This is a genomic window from Variovorax sp. J22G73 (assembly GCF_030317035.1).
Taxonomy (GTDB): domain Bacteria; phylum Pseudomonadota; class Gammaproteobacteria; order Burkholderiales; family Burkholderiaceae_C; genus Variovorax.
On the sequence record NZ_JASZYK010000001.1, the window covers coordinates 1,305,777 to 1,324,371 of the forward strand.

The following is an 18,595-nucleotide window of genomic DNA, read 5'->3' on the forward strand; positions in this document are numbered from 1 at the left end:
AACCGACGCCGCGAAAAGGGAACCTGCGCGCCTGGGTTTTTCAGAAATTTTTTTCGAATCAGCGTGCAGCCGCGTGCGGCTTCGCCTCGACCACCGTCCACCACGGCAGCGGCCGGCGCACGCGCACCGGCAGCGTGGCCTGCAGCGCCGACAGAATGCGCTCGGTGTCGGCCAAAGGGTAGGCGCCTACGAGCCGCAGGTCGGCCACCTCGGGCGCGCAGCCCAGGTAGCCGGTGCGGTAACGGCCCAGCTCGGCGATGAAGTCGCCCAGCCGCATGCCGTCGGCCACGAGCATGCCGCGGGTCCAGTCGTCGCCGTAGCCCGCCGCGGGTTCGGGCGGCTCGACGTGGTCGGAGAACAGGCGCGTCTGCTGGCCGGCCACCAGCGTGAGCGAATCGCCGCTGGCGGGACGCGACTCGACGGCGCCTTCCAGCACCGCGACACGCACCGCGTCATCGTTTTCATGGCGCACGGCAAAGCGCGTGCCCAGCGCGGTCAGCCGGCCCTGGGGCACGTCGACGACGAGCGGGCGATGGCTGCTCGAGGGGTTGGCATCGTCCGGGCCGCTCGTGACCAGCACCTCGCCTTTGTAGAGCACGATGCGGCGCAGGCGGGGCGAAAAATCGACGTCGAGCGCGGTGCCGGTGTTGAGCCACAGCCGGCTGCCATCGGACAGCACGACCTCGCGGCGCTCGCCGGTCTCGGTGCGGTGCGCGGCCACCCAGCCGTGCCAGGGCACGTGGCGCGAAGCCAGCCAGCCCGTGAGGCCCGCGACCGGCACCAGCGCCAGGGCGCGCAGCACGGAGCGCCGGCGGTTGGCGGCGGCGCCGCCGCGTTCGAGCACCCGGCGCGCCGGCAGGCTGGCCACGCCGGCAAGGCCGCTGAACTCGCCCGAGATGCTTTCCACCCGACGCCATGCCGCGCGCTGGCGCGGACCGGCATCGAGCCACGACTGCCAGCGCCGGCGGTCGGCCTCGCTCACGGCGCCGGCCTGCAGCACGGCGAACCATTCAGCGGCTTGCTGCAGGTCTTCGAAGGCCGGCAGCTGCGCGGCTTCGGCGGCGGGGAGGGCCAGGCCCCTCATGAATTCGTCAGCAGCAGGCATTGCAGCATGGCCTGCGCCATGTATTTCTTGACCATGCGCTGCGACACCTTCAGGTGGGCGGCGATCTCGGCGTAGCCCAGCCCGTCGAGCTGCGACAGCAGGAAGGCGGTGCGCGCCTTGGGGTTGAGGCGGTCGAGCATGGCGTCGATGCGGCACAGCGTCTCGAGCGCCAGCAGGCGTTCTTCGGGGGAGGGCGCCAGCGGCTCGGGCAGCACGGCCAAGGCTTCGAGCCAGGCCCGCTCGATGTCCATGCGGCGCCAGTGGTTCACCACCACGCCGTGCGCCAGCGTGCGCAGGAACGCGCGGGGCTCTTTCAGCATCGGCGAATCGCGCGACACCATGAGCCGCACGAAGGTGTCGTGGGCCAGGTCGGCCGCGCACGACGCACCGCCCAGCCGGCGGCGGAACCAGCCTAGCAGCCAGCCGTGGTGTTCGCGGTAGATCGCATCGATGGATGCCGGCTCGGACGGAAGCGGGAGTGCGGACACGGGGCTGCGGCGGAATGCGAGAAGATGAGAATAGTTCGCATTCTATCCGCGCGTGTGCATTCCAGCCACTTTCGGCTGACAGCGCCAGGCCGGGGCCGGTCAGATGTGCAGGCTCAGGGCAACAAGCTCAATGCGCCATCGGCGCCACCGCCAGGTCGGGCACCACGTTCAGGATGCGCAGCGTCTGCTGCACCACCTGGCTGAACACCGGCGCGGCCACCAGGCCGCCGAAGTACTTGCCCGCGCCGGGCTCGTCGACCATCACCGCGACGATGATGCGCGGCTTGTCGATGGGCGACATGCCCGTATACCAGGCGCGGTACTTGTTGCTCGCGTAGCCCTTGCCGACCTGCTTGTGCGCCGTGCCGGTCTTGCCGCCCACCGAGTAGCCCTGCGTCTGCGCCAGCGGCGCGGTGCCGCCAGGCGCGGCGGCCAGGTGCATCATCTGGCGCACCTCGCTGGCCACCAGCGGCGAGAACACCCGCATGCCGGCAGGCTCCTCGCCGGTGTTCTTCAGCAGGCTCACCGGAATCACCTCGCCGTCGTGCGCGAAGGCGGTGTACGCGTGCGCGATCTGGAACAGCGAGGCCGACAGCCCGTAGCCGTACGACATGGTGGCCTGCTCGATGGGCCGCCACGACTTCCACGGCCGCAGCCGCCCGGTGACCGCGCCCGGGAACGGCGTCTGCGGCTTCTGGCCGATGCCCACGGCGGTGAGCGAGTTCCACATTTCCTGCGCCGACATGCGCTGCGAGATCTTGGTGGCGCCCACGTTGCTCGACTTCTGGATCACGCCCTGCACCGTGAGCACGCCGAAGTTCTCGTCGTCGTGGATGGTCGCGCCCGACACGGTGATGCGCCCCGGGTTGGTGTCGATGATGGTGTTGGGCGTGACGCGGCCCAGCTGCAGCGCGGTGGCCACGGTGATGGGCTTCATGGTCGAGCCGGGCTCGAACACGTCGGTCATGGCGCGGTTGCGCAGCTGCTCGCCGGTGAGGGCGTGGCGGTCGTTGGGGTCGTAGCTCGGGTAGTTGGCCATGGCCAGCAGCTCGCCCGTCTGCGCATCGACCACCACCACGCTGCCCGCGCGCGCCTTGTTCGCGACCACGGCGTCGCGGATCTTCTCGTAGGCCACGAACTGCACGCGGTCGTCGATGCTCAGCTGGATGTCGTGGCCCGGGGTGGGCGGCACCTGGTCCTCGGTGTCTTCCACGATGTGGCCCAGCCGGTCTTTCAGCACATGGCGCGAGCCCGACTTGCCCGCCAGCTCCTTGTTGAAGGCCAGCTCCACGCCTTCCTGGCCGATGTCTTCCACGTTGGTGAAGCCGGCCAGGTGGGCCGCGGCTTCGCCCTCGGGGTACTGGCGCCGGTAGTCGCGCCGCAGGTACACGCCCTTGATGCCGAGCGCGGCCACCTGCTTGGCGACGGGCTCGTCGACCTGGCGCTTGAGCCACACGAAGCTCTTGTCCTCGTCCTCGAGCTTCTTGTCGATGTCCTTCAGCGGCATGCCGAGCAGCTTGGCGGCCTGCCTGAGCTTGTCTTGCGTGGCCGGGTCGTCGCGCTCGATGTCTTCCGGAATGGCCCAGATGCTGGGCGCGGGCATGTCCGACGCCAGGATCAACCCGTTGCGGTCGAGGATGCGCCCGCGGTTGGCCGGCAGCTCCAGCGTGCGCTGATAGCGCACCTCGCCCTGGTGCTGGAAGAAGTCGTTGTTGAAGATCTGCACGTAGGCCGCGCGGGCCGCCAGCAGCGTGAAGCCGAAGGCGATGCTGGCCACGATGAACTTGCTGCGCCACACGGGGGTGGGGCTGGCGAGCAGTGGACTGCTGCCGTAGCGGATGCGGCCGGTGGGATTCATGAGCCCCGATTATCGAGTTCCGGGTGACGTGCAAGTCACCCGGAACGGGGCCGTTTTCTTAGCTGCGCGTTAGGGGAGAACCAACGCTCGGCAGGCGCGCGCCAAGATCAGCGCTTGGGTCGCAGCGACACGATCAGCGACGGAAAGATGCGCCCGTCGGTGTCGCGCGGCAGCTTGTCGGTCTTGCGCAGGCCGCGCTCGGCAGCTTCGTCCCAACCCGGCAGGCCGCTCGACTTGCTGAGCTTGACGCCGACGATGGTGCCGTCGGGCGCCAGGCTCACCTCGAACTCCGCCGCCGGGTTGCCGTTGACGGTGTCGGCATCGGGGAAGGTGATGTTCGGACGCACGGCGGCAGCGATGCGCCCGGCATAGCCGCTCGACGGACCCGAGGTGCGCTGCGCCGTGCCCTTGGCGTCGTCGGCGCCGCTGGCACCGGCCAGGCCCTGCATGCGCTTGAGCGTGGCGGCGCGGTCGGCCGCGGCCTGCTTGGCGGCGGCCTCGGCCTTCTTCGCTTCGGCTTGCTTGGCGTCGGCTTCCTGCTGCTTTTTCTGATCGGCCAGTTTCTTCTGCTGCTCTTTCAGCTGGGCCTGCTTTTTCTCGGCCTCGTCCTCGGCGCGCTGCTTGGCCTCGAGCTCTTTCTTCTTCTGCTGCTGCTGTTTTTCGAGCTCGCGCTCTTTCTGTTCCTTCTGCTCCTTGAGCTTCTTTTCACGCTCCAGGGCGATGTCGGGGGCCTTCGGTGCGGGCGCGGGCTCTGGCGCCTTCGCCACCGGGGGCGGCGGTGGAGGCGGCGGCGCGGGCGTGGGCGCCGGTGTGGGCGGCACGGGTGCGGGCACGGGCGGCGGCGGGGTGGGAACGGGGGTAGGCGCCTGCGGTGCCTGCAACCGCGGCGCGGCCTGCTGGACCGTGGACGACCACAGCTCCGCATCGACGGCGCCTTCGTCGGCCTCGCTCTTCCAGCGCACGCCCCAGGTGAGCGCGGCAATCAGCAAGCCGTGCGCGATGAGGGCCAGCACGACGGCACGCGGCGTGCCGCGCTGCGGCGGCGGCGCGAACTCGGGGCGATCCAGTGCGAGCGACATGCCTTATTTGCCGCCCGTGGTCGTCACCGACAGGCCCACGCGCTCCACGCCGCTGCGCTTGAGCTGGTTCATGGCCTTCACGACGGTCTCGTACTTCACCGACTTGTCGGCGCTGATGACCACCGGGCGGTCGTTGTCGCCGCCCTGGGCCTGCTTGGCCGCGGCGCCGATCTGCGTCATGGGGATCGATGTGCCGCCGGTGCCGGTGGACGGGTCTTTCTTGATCTGCACCTCGTCGTCGCTCTTGATGACGATCTCGATGGGCTTGTCGGGCTGCTTGTTGGCGCGGTCGACCGTGGGCAGGTTGATCACGCTCGGCGTGATGAGCGGCGCGGTGACCATGAAGATGATCAGCAGCACCAGCATCACGTCGATGAACGGGACCATGTTGATCTCGTTGATCGTCCGGCGTCCACGGCCCCGGGAAGAAACGGCGGGCATGCGTTGCGCCTCCGCTCAGCGGTTGGCCGGCGAAACCGACGACGCGGCGCCACCCGCGTTCGGGTTGGCCGAGAGGTTGCGCTGCAGGATGTTGGAGAACTCCTCGATGTAGGTCTCCAGGGCAATGGCGATCTTGTCGATCTCGCGGGCGAAGCGGTTGTAGCCCACCACCGCCGGAATGGCGGCGAACAGGCCGATGGCCGTGGCCACCAGCGCCTCGGCGATGCCGGGGGCCACGGTGGCCAGCGTCACCTGCGTGAGGGCGGCCAGGCCGGTGAAGGCATGCATGATCCCCCAGACCGTGCCGAACAGGCCCACGTACGGAGACACCGAGCCCACGGTGGCCAGGAACGACAGGTTCTGCTCGGCCGCGTCCAGCTCGCGCTGGAAGCTCGCGCGCATGGCGCGGCGGGCGCCGTCGAGCAGGGTGGGGGCGTCGCTCACGTGGCGCTCGCGCAGCTTTTGATACTCGCGCATGCCCGAGGCGAAGATGCGCTCCATGGGGCCGGCGAACTTGGCGTTCTGCGCGGCCGAGGCGAACAGCTCGTTCAGGCTGGTGCCCGACCAGAACTCGCGCTCGAAGTCGTCGTTCAGCGCGCGCATGCGCCGCAGCGCGAAGTATTTGCGGATGATGGCGGCCCAGCTGGCAATCGAGACGATCACGAGCAGCAGCACGACCAGCTGCACCACGAAGCTCGCATGGAGCAGGAGATTGATGATGGAGAGATCTTGGTTCATGGCTTGATAGGTTGTGTCATGGAGCCGCTGTAGCGCTCGAGGGTTCCCGTGACTTGCTTCGGTATGCGTGCGGGACGCAGTGTGGCGGCATCCACCCAGCCGATGCGGATCGTGCCTTCGCACAGCAAGACAGGTGCCGCGGCCCCTGTTCGCTCTTGCTCTGTTTTTGATAGCACGCGCTGACCGATTATCAACGACGCGGTGCCCAATTGTTGGAGATCGGCTGTAACCAGCAGTTCGTCGTCCAGCCGCGAGGGCCGGTGGTACTTGAGCTGGGTTTCGCTCACCACGAACTGGCCGCCGGTGTCCTCGCGCAGCTTGCGCTGTTCGATGCCCAGGGAGCGCAGCCACTCGGTACGGGCGCGCTCCATGAACTTCAGGTAGTTGGCGTAGAACACGATGCCGCCGGCGTCGGTGTCTTCCCAGTAGACGCGGATGGCGAACGCGTAGCTCATTGCGCCTTGTGGCCTGCCTGATTCGTCTGGTCCGCCTGGTTCGCCATGACGCGCAGGCGCTCGATGGCTTCCTGCAGGTGCGCCATCGAGCTGGCGGTGGAAAAGCGCACGAACTTCGCCGTCTCGGCCGTGCCGAAGTCGCGGCCTGGCGTGATGGCGACGTGCGCGCGCTTCATGGTCTCGAACGCGAAGTCCCAGCTGCCCTCGATGCCGAGCTTCTCAGCAAAGCCGGTGCAGTCGGCCCAGGCGTAGAAGGCGCCGTCGGGCATCACCGGCACGTTCAGGCCCAGGGCGTCGAGCTGCGGAATGAACCAGTCGCGGCGCGCCTTGAACTCGGCGCGGCGTCGTTCGTACTCGGCGATGCTGGCGTCTTCGAAGCAGGCGAGCGCCGCGTACTGCGACACCGTGCTCGCGCAGATGAAGAGGTTCTGCGCCAGGCGCTCGACCACCGGCACCAGCGCCTCGGGCACCACCAGCCAGCCGAGGCGCCAGCCGGTCATGTTGAAGTACTTGCTGAAGCTGTTGATGCTGATGACGTTGTCGTCGATGGCCAGTGCCGTCTGCCCGAAGGCGTCGTCGTAGGACAGGCCCAGGTAGATCTCGTCGATCAGCGTGATGCCGCCGCGCTGCGACACCACCTCGTGGATGCGGCGCAGCTCGTCGGGCGCGATCGAGGTGCCCGTCGGGTTCGACGGCGAGGCCAGCAGCACGCCGCGTGTCTTGTCGGTCCACGCCGCCTTCACCTTGTCGGCCGTGAGCTGGAAGCGCTCTTCGGCCGTGGTCGGCACCAGCACCGCCTTGCCGTCCGCCGCGCTCACGAAATGGCGGTTGCACGGGTAGCTGGGGTCGGGCATGAGGATTTCGTCGCCCGATTCGATCAGCGCCAGGCAGGCCAGCTGCAGCGCGGCCGATGCGCCGGCAGTGACCACGATGCGGCGCGCCGGCACATCGACGTTGAAGCGCTGGCGGTACCAGGCGCTGATGCGTTCGCGCAGGAGGTCCAGGCCGGTGGCCTGCGTGTACTGCGTGGCGCCTGCGCGCACCGCGCGGGCGGCTGCTTCCTGCACCAGGGGCGGGGCGGTGAAGTCGGGCTCGCCGATGTTCAGGAAGATCATCGGCCGGTCGGTGTGGGCGACTTCTCGCGCCAGCGCACCGGCCGCCTTGGCCACTTCCATCACGTAGAACGGCTCGATGCGCTGGGCGCGCGTCGAGATCCTCATGCCTTCGCTTTCCCCGAAGCCCGGTCGGCCTCCACTTCGAGCGGACGCAGCTGCGGGGCCAGGCCGTTCAACACCGCGTTCACGTACTTGTGGCCGTCGGTGCCGCCGAATTCCTTGGCCAGCTCGATGCATTCGTTGAGCACCACGCGCCAGGGCACGTCGGGGCAGTTCTGGAATTCATACACGCCGATCCACATCACGGCGTGCTCGATGGGCGAGATCTCTTCGAACTTGCGGTCCAGCAGCGGGCGGATCAGCGCATCGAGCTGCTCGGCGCCTTCGATGGAGCCGTGCAGCAGCGCGTCGTAGTGCAGCGCGTCGGCCTTGTGGAAGCCGGCGAGGTCGCGCGTGAAGTGGTCGATGTCGGTCGGGTCGTTGTGGCCCACCAGGTGCTGGTAGAGCGCCTGCAGCGCGAACTCGCGCGCGCGGCTGCGGTTGGACTTGGCCGAAGCCTTGCGCGCGCCGGTGCTGGTGAGGCCGACGCGCGATTGTCGGGGCTTGGTGCCGGCTGGCTTCAGGGGCTTGGAGGTGTCTTCGGTCATGAAAGGGTGGCCAGCAGTTGCGCCATCTCGACAGCCACGCGGGCCGCGTCGCGGCCCTTGTCGGTCTGCCGGGCAACGGCTTGCTCGAGGTTCTCGGTGGTGATGATCGCGTTGGCGATGGGCAGCTTGTAGTCCAGCGAAACGCGGCTCACGCTGGCGCCCGATTCGTTGGCCACCAGCTCGAAGTGATAGGTCTCGCCGCGAATGATGCAGCCCAGCGCCACCAGCGCGTGGTAGCCGCCGCGCTCGGCCAGCGCCTGCAGCGCGATGGGCACTTCGAGCGCGCCGGGCACCTGCAGGTGGTGGATGTCGGAGGCGCTCACGCCCAGCGACTCGAGCTCCGACAGGCAGGCCGACGCCAGCGCGTCGGTGATGTCGGCGTTGAAGCGCGCCTGCACGATGCCGATGCGCAGCCCTTTTCCGTTGAGCGGCTTGGTCTCGCCCTTGTTTGCAGCTTGCATGGTCGTTCAGTCTTTCGTGAGGTAGCCGGCAATCTCGAGCCCGTAGCCCGCCGCCATGCTCGGCATGCGGCGCGGCGTGCCCAGCAGGTTCATCTTGTGCACGCCGCATTCGCGAAGAATCTGCGCGCCGATGCCGTAGCTGCGCAGGTCCATGCGGCCGCGCTCGGGGGCTTGCGCGGGGCGCGCGGTGCCGTCGAACTGCGCGAGCAGCTCGCCGGCGGTCTCGCCGCAGTTCAGCAGCACGGCCACGCCCTTGCCCTCGGTGGCGATGTGCGACAGGCTGGCGTCCAGGCTCCACGAGTGCAGCGAGCGGTTGATTTCGAGCGCGTCGAGCACCGACAGCGGTTCGTGCACGCGCACCGACACCGTGTCTTCGGGGCTCCACTTGCCGCGCACCAATGCCAGGTGCACGCCGCGGCTGGGCTTGTCGACGAAAGCGTGGGCCGTGAAGGCGCCCCAGGCCGTCTGGATTTCGCGGCAGCCGACCTTTTCGACCAGCGACTCGACACGGCTCCTGTGCTCGATAAGCGCGGCGATGGTGCCGATCTTCAGGTTGTGCTCGGCCGCGAAGATCTGCAGGTCGGGCAGCCGGGCCATGGTGCCGTCTTCGTTCATCACCTCGCAGATCACCGAGGCGGGCGAGCAGCCGGCCATGGCGGCCAGGTCGCAGCCGGCTTCGGTATGGCCGGCGCGCATCAGCACGCCGCCGTCCACTGCCTGCAGCGGGAAGATGTGGCCGGGCTGCACCAGGTCGGCGGCCACGGCGTTGGGCGCCACGGCGGCCTGCACCGTGCGGGCGCGGTCGGCGGCCGAGATGCCGGTGGTGACGCCTTCGGCCGCCTCGATGGACACGGTGAACGCGGTCGAGTGCTTGGCGCCGTTGCGCTGCACCATGGGCGGCAACTGCAGCCGCTCGCACATCTCGCGCGACAGCGTCAGGCAGATCAGGCCGCGGGCATGGCGCGCCATGAAGTTGATGGACTCGGCCGTGATGTGGTCCGCCGCGACGACGATGTCGCCTTCGTTCTCGCGGTCTTCCTCGTCCACCAGGATCACCATGCGGCCCGCGGCGAGCTCGGCCACGATCTCCTCGACCGGCGAGATCGGGGCGGGGGCGCGCGCGGCGCGGGGGGCGCCGATCGGCGTGACGGAGGCGTTCATTCGGCTGTGTCCTTGGAATACGGGGATGTGGGCGTGGATGTGGGGGGCACCAGCACGCCGGCCTGGAGCATGCGCTCCACGTAGCGCGCCACGGTATCGATTTCGAGGTTGACCTTCGAGCCCGCCTTCAGGGCGCCGAGGGAGGTGTTTTCGACGGTGTGCGGGATCAGGTTGATGCTGACCTCGGCGCCGTCGGCAATGTCGCTCACGCTGTTGACCGTGAGGCTCACGCCGTTGATGGTGATCGAGCCCTTGTAGGCCAGGAAGCGGGCCAGCGCCGGCGGGGCGACCACGCGCAGCTCCCAGCTTTCGCCGATCGGCTCGAAGAAGCTCACGCTGCCGATGCCGTCCACGTGGCCCGACACGATGTGCCCGCCCAGCCGGTCGCTGGCGCGCAGCGCTTTCTCCAGGTTGATGCGGCTGCCTTCGTCGGTCAGGCCGGCGGTCTTGTCGAGGGACTCCGCGGAAATGTCGATGGTGAACAGCTGTCGCTCGGGGACGAGCGTGGTGACCGTCATGCAGGCGCCGTTGAGCGCGATGCTGTCGCCGAGCCCGACGTCATCGAGGTAGCCGTCGGGCACCGCGATGCTGAGTCGTTTGCCATAGGAGGAGGAGGTGCCGAGGTCGTGAATGGCGGCGATGCGCCCCACGCCGGTGATGATTCCGGTAAACATTCCCGCATTTTCGCAGAGAACGCGGGGTGTTCGGGGTAAACGCTAGAACGCGTCCCTTCCCGCGACCCGGGCCACCACGCGCAGGTCGGGGCCGAGCAGGTCCACCGACCTGAATTCCAGCGGCACGACGCCTTCGAGTGACGTGAGCGGACCGGCCGCATGGAGGTGGCTCGCAATGTCGAGCCCGCTGCCGATCAGCTTGGGCGCCAGGTACACCAGCAGCTCGTCGACGCAGCCTTCGCGCAGCATCGAGCCGTTGAGCTTGTGGCCCGACTCGACGTGCAGCTCGTTCACGCCGCGCGCCGCCAGGTCTTTCAGCAGGGCCGGCAGGTCGACCTTGCCCTCGGCGTTGGGCAGGTAGGTGACGGTGGCGCCGCGGGCTTCGAGGGCCGCGGCCTTTTCGTCGTCTCGGTGGGCCGCGTAGATCCAGACCTGGCGACCCCCTATGAATATGTGAGCGTCGGGCGGCGTCTGCAGCCGGCTGTCGACCACGACCAGGTGCGGCTGCCGTGGCGTGTCGACCAGCCGCACGTCCAGCCGCGGGTTGTCTTCGAGCACCGTGCCGACGCCGGTCAGCACCGCGCTGGCCCGGGCGCGCCAGGCGTGGCCGTCGGTGCGGGCCGCCTCGGCGGTGATCCACTGGCTCACGCCGTTGGCCAGGCCGGTCTTGCCGTCGAGCGACGCCGCCACCTTCATGCGCACCCAGGGCTGCTTGCGGACCATGCGGCTGAAGAAGCCGAGATTCAGCTCGCGCGCCTCGGCCGCGCCGGGGCCGACCTCGACCTCGACACCCGCCGCGCGCAGCCGCTCGAAGCCCTGGCCCGCGACCAGCGGGTTCGGGTCGGCGAGCGAGGCGACCACGCGGCGCACGCCGGCCGCAATCAACGCGTCGCAGCACGGGCCGGTGCGGCCGTGGTGCGAGCAGGGCTCGAGCGTGACGTACGCGGTGGCGCCTTCGACCGAATGGCCTTGGGCCGCGGCATCACGCAAGGCCATGACTTCGGCGTGCGGGCCGCCGACTTTCTGTGTGTGGCCCTGGCCGATCACGGTGTTGTCGGGGGCGACCAGCACGCAGCCGACGCGGGGGTTCGGGTCGGTGTCGTAGCCGGCCTGGCGCGCGAGATTCAACGCGTCGGTCATGAAATTCACAGATGTCTTTGCCATTTCTTCTTGTTAATCAAGGTGTATTTGAATGGTCAATTGAAAGCTAATTGCAGGTCAATTGAAGATTGAAACCGTTGAGCTATTGATATTCAACCGTCTGTCGCAATTGCGAATATCGGAGGACAGCGGGAAATAGAATTTTTGGTATTGCAAAAAGGGAGCAGCGCTCGCCGACGCACAGAGATGCGAGGCCGGCGCAACACAACATGAATCACGGATTTTGCGCGTGCGCGCAGGCGGACTCGCGCCGCGTCGGAAAGCCCAAGGGCTTCACGCTCGTCGAGCTGATGGTCGTCATCGCGTTGATGGCGATCCTGCTGGCGATGGCGTTGCCGAGCTTCAGCAGCATGACCGAAAAGCTCCGCGTCGAGGGCATGGCCTCGGCGCTGGTGGCGAGCATGAGCCACGCGCGCTCGGAAGCGGCCCGACGTGGCAAGACTGTGACCGTGCAGCAGCGCACGAATTGCGCAACCAAGGACTGGAGTTGCGGTTGGGACACGGTTGTCGGCGATGACGACGACATCGAAACGCTCAGGCGGCAAGAACCCGACACGCGGGTGAAGGTCACCAAGAGCAAGCACGGTTCGCTGTCGTTCGATGCCATGGGTCAATCCGCAAGCTTCGTCAGCTTTGACTTCCAGCCCGCGGGCGTGAGCAATTCGACCAACGTCGCCACGTTGTGCATCGCGCTGGGCGGGCGCGCCAAGCTCGTCAAGGGGACCACCACATGTCCAACCTGATGCACCGCCTGCATCCCCATGGCTCGCGCATCGCGCAAGCCGGCGTCTCGATGATCGAGGCCATGGTGGCGGTTCTGGTGCTCTCTTTCGGGCTGCTGGCGCTCGCGGGTTTCCAGTTGCGCGTGCTCGCCGACAGTTCGAGCGCGAGCAACCAGAACATGGCCGTGCAACTGGCTGGCGACATGGCAGATCGCATCCGCGCCAATCCCGTGGCGGTCGCCGCGCCCGGAACACCCTACGTGGCCGACTGGACGCCAGCGGGCTCCGCTGGCTCCGGCAAGTCATGCACGGGCGCCCAGATCACTTGCAGTGCGGCCGAGCTCGCGGCCGACGACGTGCGCCGCTGGCAGCGCGCGGTGGCCAGCGCGCTGCCAGGCGGGGCGAGCAACATCCAGCGTAAGGCGATGGCCGGCGGCTTGCTGTTCGTGCACGTCGCGTGGGACGAGCCTGCCGTCGCGCACCCGATTCCGCCGGATCCGAGTTGGAACTGCCCTGATCGCAAGGCCTGCCTCGAAGTGGCCGTCGCGGTGCCGCAGCCATGAAGCACGCCCACGCATTTCGCCTGCGGCAGGCCGGCTTCACGCTGGTCGAATTGCTCGTCGCGATGATCGTCGGCATGCTGGTGGTGCTGGCCTCCATCGCCAGCATGCTCGGCACGCGCAGCGTTGCCATGGTGGGCGACGACGTCAACGCGCTGCACCAGTCTTCTGCATTTGCGTTCAGGCTGCTGGGCCAGCAGATCCGGCAGGCCGGCTACATCCCGATCGACCCGACCGAGCCGCTGTTCTACTTCGACGCCAACGCGAACAGGGCCACGAATCTTGCGGGTGAACGGGCCTTCTTCGCGGTCAAAGGCGCGGAAGCCGCTGGAGGCTCCGGCAATGACAGCTTGAAGCTCGGGTATGCGCCGAATCCGAACTACTTCGCGGATTGCCTGGGGCAGGCAGGACGAAGCGCCGGGCGCCAGGGATACGTCCCCACGACACCCTCCGATCCGGGCAACGTTCGCCTGATCACCAGCGAGTTCGATGTTGTGAGGGGAACTCTCCGATGCAAGGGCAGCGGCGGTGACACGCCGATGCCTATCGTCGACGGCGTCGAGCGCTTCGATGTCATGTATGGCGTGGGCGCGGCGACCGGAGGCGACCATGTCGCGCGTTATGTGACCGCCAACGACGTCGCCAACTTCGATCTGGTCCGCACGGTGCGCGTGTGCCTGCAGCTCGCTGGCAGTTCGAGGGGCAATCCGCACGGCAGGTACACCGACTGCGACGGCACCGAGCGGGCGAGCGTCGACGGAAAGCTGCGGCGCGTCTACGCCGCCGTGTTCGCCTTGCGAAACAACCTGGGCGCGCCATGAATCGCGACGAATGGCTTCGCGCGCGCCGTGCCCTTGCAGCTGCCCGCACTCGCAAGGCGCAGCACGGCTTTTCGCTGTTCATCGTGATGCTCATGCTGGTGCTCTCGGCGCTGCTCGCGGTCGGTGGTGCGCACATGGCGCAGTTGCTCGAGTCGGTGGCGGGCAACCAGCGCGAACACCAGCGCGCCTTCGAGGCCGCGGAAGCCGCGCTGCTGGACGCGGAGCGCGACATCCGGCAACTGGCTTTCGACGCCACGAAGCAGAGCTACGTGCCTTGCTCCGCGCTCGCGGTCTCGCCGTGCCGCAAGGCCGAGCAAGGCCGCGTCTTTCCCGACCGCGACACCGGTTGGGTCACGGCCTACGTGGCGAACGGAGAGAACAGCTGCGAGCGGGGCATCTGCTACTTCGCCGCGATCGATTCGGTGGCGGCGGCTTCCGAAAGCGAGGCGTACCGGTTCTGGTCCCGGAGGGCGTACGCCGACAAGCACGCGCTGTACGGGGCGTTCACCGGCGCACCCGGCGCCGGGAATCCGGCGCTGGAAAAGGCGAGGTACTGGATCGAGGTCATCGACCGCCCGAACAGCAAGCACCCGCTGTACCGCATCACTGCCGTGGCCACCGGCGCCCGCAGTGCGGGGAGCGCGGGTGGCACACGGGTCGAGCTGCAGGTGGCCTTCGACCCTGATCCCGTCACCAAGGTGAATTGAACATGGCAAGAACAAGAGATATGACATTCACCGGGCTGTCGAGGAGTGTCATGGCGTGCGCCCTGGTGCTGGCGCACAGCGTCGGCCACGCCGCGCAATACCCGTTGGCGCAGACGCCACGCAACGCGGCGGTCAGGGAGCCGGCGCCGAACGTGATCGTGTCGGTCGACAACTCAGGAAGCATGGCCTTTTCGTCGATTGCATCGGAAGGGGACAAGGCGCCGCCTCTCGGAGCGCCCAACCGCATGGAGGCACTGAAGACCGCGTTGAAGGACAACTTCTCCACCGCCAACATCCCCGATGACCGGATTCGCCTTGCCTGGCAGGCGATGAATGTCGGCGCGGTACAGGTCAACCAGAACAGCTGCGTCGGGTTTTTCGGCGACACAGCGCCGGGGCGCTATCGGGCTGGCACCTGCAACATCGGCGGCCGCGCCAACGCCAACCTGATGCGTTCGCTCGACGCGACGCATCGTGCCAATTTCATGACCTGGGTGGATTCCATGATCGCGGACGGCGGAACGCCGCTGCACGCCATGATGACCCGTGCCGGCGAGTACATGAAGACCTCCGGCCAGTACAGCCCCTATTCGGACGATCCGGGCATCAAGGACGCCACCGAGTCGAGCTGCCGCAAGTCGTTCCACATCTTCATGACGGATGGCGACTACAACCTCTTCGGCTTCGACATGGAGCCGAATCAACTCAACATGCCGGACATCGGCAACGAGGACGGAACGCGCCGCGTCCTACCCGACGCCGAGGTCTACACGCCAGTGGCGCCTTACAAGGACGGCGCGGGCACCGTCAACGGCCCGGCCAAATGGAAGAGCACGTCCGGCACCTGGGCGCCGATCGCCGAGTACCGTCCGACGCTGGCCGACATGGCCTTTCACTACTGGGCCAGCGACCTGCAGCCCGGCATCGCGAACAACCTCAAGAAGGTCGTTGTCGAGCCAGGCCAGGCACGGGTCGGCACGGCCACTGTTCCCGAGTACTGGAATCCCAAGAACGACCCGGCCACCTGGCAGCACCTGACCACCCACACCATCGGCTTCGGCGCCGCCTCGTCGTGGTCCGGTGCGCCGGCCATGTCTACGAACCTGGCTCAGCCCACGTACAGCGGCGGCTATACGGGCCTGGTCGAGGGCACGATCGGTTGGAGGAATCCATTGGTGGCCACGGACTTCTATGGGTGGAACAGCTCCAACCTAGGCTACGTCTATAGCCCGCCCGCGGATACCGCCGCCGTGCGCATGGACCTCTGGCACGCGGCGCTCAACAGCCGTGGCACTTTCACGCCCGCTTCCAATTCCCAGGCGCTGAATGCGGCCTTCAAGTCCATCCTGTCGCAGATCCTGTTCAACACCAGCATTCCGCTCACGTCCATATCGGCGAACAGTTCCCGCTTGTCGACCGGCAACGCGGTCTACCAGGCGGGCTACGACACGGCCGACTGGTCGGGCAAGCTCACTGCCTCCAAGTTCGGCGCGAACGCCAGGCCTGCAGGCGAGCCCGATTGGTCGGCACGCGAACTGCTCGACCGGCGCATGGCGGTGGTGGGGGCGCATGCCACCGACCGCAAGGTGCTCAGCTTCTCGGGGACCGCGGCGGCCACGGCCACCACGACCACGACCGTCGGTTCGGGCATTCCCTTTCGCTGGGACCGCTTGAGCGACGCGCAGAAGACGGCGCTCCAGGGGCGCACCGGCACTGACACCGAGAGCATCGCGTTCGGCAAGGCCGTGCTCGACTTCCTGCGAGGCGACCGCAGCAACGAGGGGGCCGGCATGCGACTGCGCCAGCGCGGCCACGTGCTCGGCGACATCGTGGGCTCCAGCGTCTGGTACGCAGGGCAGCCCCAGAGCGGCTTCACCCACGATGGCTACGCCGCTTTCGCCGCGACCGTGCGCAAGCCGATGGTCTACGTGGGCGCCAACGACGGCATGCTGCATGCCTTCGACGCCGGCACCGGCAACGAGGCGTTCGCCTATGTGCCCGAAGGCGTCTACGGCACGCCGGCGGTGCCGATCCTCAAGCGGCTCAGCGAAGGGGCGTACGTGCACCGCTACTTCGTCGATGGCAGCGCCTTCGTGGCCGATGCGTACATGGGCGGCACAGCGGCCCCGACGGCCACGGTTGCCGAAAAGGCGGCAGGCTGGAAGTCCTTGCTGGTGGGCACGCTGGGCGCAGGGGGCAAAGGCTACTTCGTGCTCGACGTGACCAAGCCCGAGTCCGTCGCCGAGCAGAACGCCGCCAACGTGGTGTTGATCGACACCACAGCGTTGCCCGACCGCGACCTGGGGCACCAGTTTCAGCAACCCGCGCTCGACGTCGCCTCCGGTCGGGCGGTGCAGGTGGCAAAACTCAACAACGGCCGCACGGCGCTGATCCTGGGCAACGGCTACAACAGCGCGAGCGAAAAAGCGGTGCTGTGGATCCAGTACCTCGACGGCAACAGGGAAGTGTTGAAGATTCCCACATCCCCCACGCCGGGCGTCGCTGCAGGCAACGGGCTCTCGGCCCCGAGGCCCGTGGACCGCAACGGCGACGGCAAGCCGGATTTCGTCTACGCGGGCGATCTGCTCGGCAACATGTGGAAGTTCGACCTGAGCAATGCGGACAGCGGCAGATGGAAAGCCACGATGAACCTGGCGCCGGTTGCTGCTGCATCCGCACCTGCACCCGCGGCTGCGGTGAACTTCGATGGCGTTCCCCTGTTCGCCGCCGGCGCGAGCCAGCCGATCACAGCGGCGCCGGTCGTCGTCGGCCACCCGCGAGGCGGCTACATGGTGGCGTTCGGCACCGGGCGGCTGTTTGCGGTCGGCGACGAGAGCACCACGACCCCTCATCACCTGTACGGCATCTGGGACCCGGCCAACGGCACGTCCGGAACTGCGGCCTTGGCCGACCTGGTGGCGCAGACCGCCGGCACGCGGCCGGTCAAGAGAGACGCAGCCGAGTACCGCACCGTCTCGCGCCACAGCGTGAGCTACACCGGCGCCGAGGCCAGGCGTGGCTGGTCCCTTCAATTGCCGGCCGGCGGCGAGCGCATCGTCTACCCGGGCAAGGCGCTGAGCAACAGCGCCGGCACGTTCGCGGCCACCGTTCCCGGCACCAGCAGCAACGCGCTCGATTGCACGGCCGGCAGCGACGACGACGGCTGGTCGATGGTGGCCGACTTCTTCAGCGGCTCGGCCCCCCAGGGCATCGCCTACAACGGCACTGGCACGGCGGATGCCTTTCTCGGCTTTCGCAACCGCTCGGGCAAGGACGACATCGTTTTCGTGCCTCAGGACCGCCAGAAGGGGAAGGATGTGATCTGCAACGCCGCGGGCGAATGCCACACGACGACGCGGCCCGACGCGGTGCGCCGCTTCGGCTGGCGCAACCTCATTTCAACGGACTGACCCATGGCATCGAGACAACGCATGAACCAGCAGGCCGCGGGGCGGGACGGTGTACGGGCCGACGTACGGGCCGACGTGCGAGGCCGCCTGCGTGGCTTCACGCTGATCGAACTGATGATCGTGCTGGCGGTGATCGCCATCCTCGCCGCCATCGCATACCCGAGCTACACACGCTATGTGCTGCGGGCCAAGCGGGCCGACGCGAAGCAGCAACTGCTGCAGGCGGCGCAATGGAGCGAGCGTTACCTGACCGCCAACGGCCGCTATCCACCCGCCAGCGTCGCGCTGCCTGACGGACTGCGCCAGGCGCCAGCCTCGGGCACCGCCAACTACCTTGTCAGCTATGCCGACAGAAGTGAAACGACGTACACCTTGCAAGCAGTGCCGCAAGGCGGGTCGGTGATGGATGAATGCGGAAAGCTCACGGTGAACCAGCAGGGAGTGAAGCTGGCCGGCAACAAGACCAGCGCGTCGGAAGCGCTGGTGCAGCTCTGCTGGAACCGATAACGCGCAGGCGTCGAACGCCGCGGCGGCCGGCGCTCAGATGTCGCGCAGCAACTGCCTGAACTCGTCCACGTCCTCGAAGCTGCGGTACACCGAGGCGAAGCGCACGTAGGCGACCTTGTCGAGCTTCTTGAGTTCGCGCATGACGAGTTCGCCAACCTTGGTCGATTCGATTTCGCGCAGCCCGCTGGCCAGCAGCTTCTGCTCGATGCGCAGCAGGGCGTTGTCGATCTGCTCGATGCTCACCGGCCGCTTGCGCAGCGCCAGCATCATCGAGGCGCGCACCTTGGTGGAGTCGAAGTCGGCGCGGCTGCCGTCCTTCTTCACGACGACAGGAAAATTGACGTCGGGCCGCTCGTAGGTAGTGAAGCGCTTGTCGCAGGCGCTGCACTGGCGGCGCCTGCGAACGAAGTCGGCGTCTTCCGAAACGCGGGTCTCGACGACCTGCGTTTCAAGATGACCGCAAAAAGGGCATTTCATGCGGTCAG

Annotated in this window: 20 protein-coding genes; 6 read left to right on the plus strand and 14 right to left on the minus strand. The window is 67.7% G+C overall.

Translation table 11 applies throughout. The annotated features are described in order from the left end of the window. Nucleotides 1-58: 58 nt before the first annotated feature. From QTI51_RS06150 to ribD, 13 genes are all read right to left on the minus strand, one after another. Nucleotides 59-1,084 (minus strand): FecR domain-containing protein, encoded by a 1,026-nt coding sequence (locus tag QTI51_RS06150; protein WP_116908756.1) that lies wholly within the window; start codon nucleotides 1,082-1,084, stop codon nucleotides 59-61. Continuing rightward, nucleotides 1,081-1,593 (minus strand): sigma-70 family RNA polymerase sigma factor, encoded by a 513-nt coding sequence (locus QTI51_RS06155; protein WP_116908757.1) that lies wholly within the window; start codon nucleotides 1,591-1,593, stop codon nucleotides 1,081-1,083. The genes QTI51_RS06150 and QTI51_RS06155 overlap by 4 nt, the downstream gene beginning before the upstream one ends. Before the next feature lie 127 nt (nucleotides 1,594-1,720). Next, entirely contained in the window at nucleotides 1,721-3,451 is a 1,731-nt protein-coding gene (locus QTI51_RS06160; protein WP_116908758.1) for a peptidoglycan D,D-transpeptidase FtsI family protein, read from the minus strand. 107 nt (nucleotides 3,452-3,558) lie between these two features. Continuing rightward, nucleotides 3,559-4,530 (minus strand): cell envelope integrity protein TolA, encoded by a 972-nt coding sequence (gene tolA, locus QTI51_RS06165; protein ID WP_116908759.1) that lies wholly within the window; start codon nucleotides 4,528-4,530, stop codon nucleotides 3,559-3,561. Between the two features lie 3 nt (nucleotides 4,531-4,533). Beyond that, nucleotides 4,534-4,971 (minus strand): ExbD/TolR family protein, encoded by a 438-nt coding sequence (locus QTI51_RS06170; protein ID WP_116908760.1) that lies wholly within the window; start codon nucleotides 4,969-4,971, stop codon nucleotides 4,534-4,536. Between the two features lie 15 nt (nucleotides 4,972-4,986). Next, nucleotides 4,987-5,709, minus strand: coding sequence for a protein TolQ (gene tolQ / locus QTI51_RS06175; protein ID WP_116908761.1), 723 nt, complete (start codon nucleotides 5,707-5,709; stop codon nucleotides 4,987-4,989). Then, nucleotides 5,706-6,164: a tol-pal system-associated acyl-CoA thioesterase gene (gene ybgC, locus QTI51_RS06180; RefSeq protein WP_116908762.1), complete on the minus strand. Its 459-nt coding sequence runs from the start codon at nucleotides 6,162-6,164 to the stop codon at nucleotides 5,706-5,708. Before ybgC ends, tolQ begins: the two co-directional genes overlap by 4 nt. Continuing rightward, nucleotides 6,161-7,384 (minus strand): pyridoxal phosphate-dependent aminotransferase, encoded by a 1,224-nt coding sequence (locus QTI51_RS06185; protein ID WP_116908763.1) that lies wholly within the window; start codon nucleotides 7,382-7,384, stop codon nucleotides 6,161-6,163. The genes ybgC and QTI51_RS06185 overlap by 4 nt, the downstream gene beginning before the upstream one ends. Beyond that, nucleotides 7,381-7,926 carry a transcription antitermination factor NusB gene (gene nusB / locus QTI51_RS06190; RefSeq protein ID WP_116908764.1) on the minus strand — a complete coding sequence of 182 codons (546 nt, stop codon included), beginning with the start codon at nucleotides 7,924-7,926 and terminating at the stop codon, nucleotides 7,381-7,383. Before nusB ends, QTI51_RS06185 begins: the two co-directional genes overlap by 4 nt. Continuing rightward, nucleotides 7,923-8,387 (minus strand): 6,7-dimethyl-8-ribityllumazine synthase, encoded by a 465-nt coding sequence (gene ribH / locus QTI51_RS06195; RefSeq protein WP_116908765.1) that lies wholly within the window; start codon nucleotides 8,385-8,387, stop codon nucleotides 7,923-7,925. The genes nusB and ribH overlap by 4 nt, the downstream gene beginning before the upstream one ends. 6 nt (nucleotides 8,388-8,393) lie before the next feature. Further along, nucleotides 8,394-9,548, minus strand: coding sequence for a bifunctional 3,4-dihydroxy-2-butanone-4-phosphate synthase/GTP cyclohydrolase II (gene ribBA / locus QTI51_RS06200; RefSeq protein WP_116908766.1), 1,155 nt, complete (start codon nucleotides 9,546-9,548; stop codon nucleotides 8,394-8,396). After that, complete coding sequence (locus QTI51_RS06205) at nucleotides 9,545-10,222, minus strand: riboflavin synthase (RefSeq protein ID WP_116908767.1); 678 nt, start codon at nucleotides 10,220-10,222, stop codon at nucleotides 9,545-9,547. The genes ribBA and QTI51_RS06205 overlap by 4 nt, the downstream gene beginning before the upstream one ends. Nucleotides 10,223-10,264: 42 nt before the next feature. Then, nucleotides 10,265-11,386 (minus strand): bifunctional diaminohydroxyphosphoribosylaminopyrimidine deaminase/5-amino-6-(5-phosphoribosylamino)uracil reductase RibD, encoded by a 1,122-nt coding sequence (gene ribD, locus QTI51_RS06210; protein ID WP_116908768.1) that lies wholly within the window; start codon nucleotides 11,384-11,386, stop codon nucleotides 10,265-10,267. A 206-nt stretch (nucleotides 11,387-11,592) separates the two neighbouring features. On the opposite strand from ribD, the gene QTI51_RS06215 reads away from it, so the two are divergent. From QTI51_RS06215 to QTI51_RS06240, 6 genes are read left to right on the plus strand one after another with little or no spacing between them, the layout of a single operon-like run. Next, the gene (locus tag QTI51_RS06215; RefSeq protein WP_116908769.1) at nucleotides 11,593-12,126 is read left to right on the plus strand and encodes a GspH/FimT family pseudopilin; all 534 of its coding nucleotides are present in this window, start codon (nucleotides 11,593-11,595) and stop codon (nucleotides 12,124-12,126) included. Then, a complete protein-coding gene (gene pilV / locus QTI51_RS06220; RefSeq protein ID WP_286512360.1) occupies nucleotides 12,114-12,668 on the plus strand; it encodes a type IV pilus modification protein PilV in 555 nt (184 codons plus the stop codon). The genes QTI51_RS06215 and pilV overlap by 13 nt, the downstream gene beginning before the upstream one ends. Further along, a complete protein-coding gene (locus tag QTI51_RS06225) occupies nucleotides 12,665-13,486 on the plus strand; it encodes a PilW family protein (RefSeq protein ID WP_116908770.1) in 822 nt (273 codons plus the stop codon). The genes pilV and QTI51_RS06225 overlap by 4 nt, the downstream gene beginning before the upstream one ends. Beyond that, nucleotides 13,483-14,193 (plus strand): pilus assembly PilX family protein, encoded by a 711-nt coding sequence (locus QTI51_RS06230; protein WP_116908771.1) that lies wholly within the window; start codon nucleotides 13,483-13,485, stop codon nucleotides 14,191-14,193. Before QTI51_RS06225 ends, QTI51_RS06230 begins: the two co-directional genes overlap by 4 nt. A gap of 50 nt (nucleotides 14,194-14,243) precedes the next feature. Further along, on the plus strand, nucleotides 14,244-17,603 hold the full coding sequence (locus QTI51_RS06235) for a pilus assembly protein (protein WP_286512357.1): 3,360 nt from the start codon (nucleotides 14,244-14,246) through the stop codon (nucleotides 17,601-17,603). A gap of 21 nt (nucleotides 17,604-17,624) precedes the next feature. Further along, complete coding sequence (locus QTI51_RS06240) at nucleotides 17,625-18,110, plus strand: type IV pilin protein (protein ID WP_116908773.1); 486 nt, start codon at nucleotides 17,625-17,627, stop codon at nucleotides 18,108-18,110. Nucleotides 18,111-18,143: 33 nt separating this feature from the next. Here QTI51_RS06240 and nrdR read toward each other — a convergent pair whose 3' ends face one another. Continuing rightward, complete coding sequence (gene nrdR, locus QTI51_RS06245) at nucleotides 18,144-18,587, minus strand: transcriptional regulator NrdR (RefSeq protein ID WP_116908774.1); 444 nt, start codon at nucleotides 18,585-18,587, stop codon at nucleotides 18,144-18,146. Between the last annotated feature and the right edge of the window lie 8 nt (nucleotides 18,588-18,595).

Excerpts from the sequence above, each read along its gene's own strand:
- QTI51_RS06170 (WP_116908760.1), bottom strand. The coding sequence starts at position 4,971 with ATGCCCGCCGTTTCTTCCCGGGGCCGTGGACGCCGGACGATCAACGAG.
- QTI51_RS06240 (WP_116908773.1), top strand. The coding sequence starts at position 17,625 with ATGAACCAGCAGGCCGCGGGGCGGGACGGTGTACGGGCCGACGTACGG.
- tolA (WP_116908759.1), bottom strand. The coding sequence starts at position 4,530 with ATGTCGCTCGCACTGGATCGCCCCGAGTTCGCGCCGCCGCCGCAGCGC.
- pilV (WP_286512360.1), top strand. The coding sequence starts at position 12,114 with ATGTCCAACCTGATGCACCGCCTGCATCCCCATGGCTCGCGCATCGCG.
- QTI51_RS06225 (WP_116908770.1), top strand. The coding sequence starts at position 12,665 with ATGAAGCACGCCCACGCATTTCGCCTGCGGCAGGCCGGCTTCACGCTG.
- ribD (WP_116908768.1), bottom strand. The coding sequence starts at position 11,386 with ATGGCAAAGACATCTGTGAATTTCATGACCGACGCGTTGAATCTCGCG.
- ribH (WP_116908765.1), bottom strand. The coding sequence starts at position 8,387 with ATGCAAGCTGCAAACAAGGGCGAGACCAAGCCGCTCAACGGAAAAGGG.
- nrdR (WP_116908774.1), bottom strand. The coding sequence starts at position 18,587 with ATGAAATGCCCTTTTTGCGGTCATCTTGAAACGCAGGTCGTCGAGACC.
- QTI51_RS06215 (WP_116908769.1), top strand. The coding sequence starts at position 11,593 with ATGAATCACGGATTTTGCGCGTGCGCGCAGGCGGACTCGCGCCGCGTC.
- QTI51_RS06150 (WP_116908756.1), bottom strand. The coding sequence starts at position 1,084 with ATGAGGGGCCTGGCCCTCCCCGCCGCCGAAGCCGCGCAGCTGCCGGCC.
- QTI51_RS06235 (WP_286512357.1), top strand. The coding sequence starts at position 14,244 with ATGGCGTGCGCCCTGGTGCTGGCGCACAGCGTCGGCCACGCCGCGCAA.
- ybgC (WP_116908762.1), bottom strand. The coding sequence starts at position 6,164 with ATGAGCTACGCGTTCGCCATCCGCGTCTACTGGGAAGACACCGACGCC.
- nusB (WP_116908764.1), bottom strand. The coding sequence starts at position 7,926 with ATGACCGAAGACACCTCCAAGCCCCTGAAGCCAGCCGGCACCAAGCCC.
- tolQ (WP_116908761.1), bottom strand. The coding sequence starts at position 5,709 with ATGAACCAAGATCTCTCCATCATCAATCTCCTGCTCCATGCGAGCTTC.
- QTI51_RS06160 (WP_116908758.1), bottom strand. The coding sequence starts at position 3,451 with ATGAATCCCACCGGCCGCATCCGCTACGGCAGCAGTCCACTGCTCGCC.
- ribBA (WP_116908766.1), bottom strand. The coding sequence starts at position 9,548 with ATGAACGCCTCCGTCACGCCGATCGGCGCCCCCCGCGCCGCGCGCGCC.
- QTI51_RS06205 (WP_116908767.1), bottom strand. The coding sequence starts at position 10,222 with ATGTTTACCGGAATCATCACCGGCGTGGGGCGCATCGCCGCCATTCAC.
- QTI51_RS06230 (WP_116908771.1), top strand. The coding sequence starts at position 13,483 with ATGAATCGCGACGAATGGCTTCGCGCGCGCCGTGCCCTTGCAGCTGCC.
- QTI51_RS06185 (WP_116908763.1), bottom strand. The coding sequence starts at position 7,384 with ATGAGGATCTCGACGCGCGCCCAGCGCATCGAGCCGTTCTACGTGATG.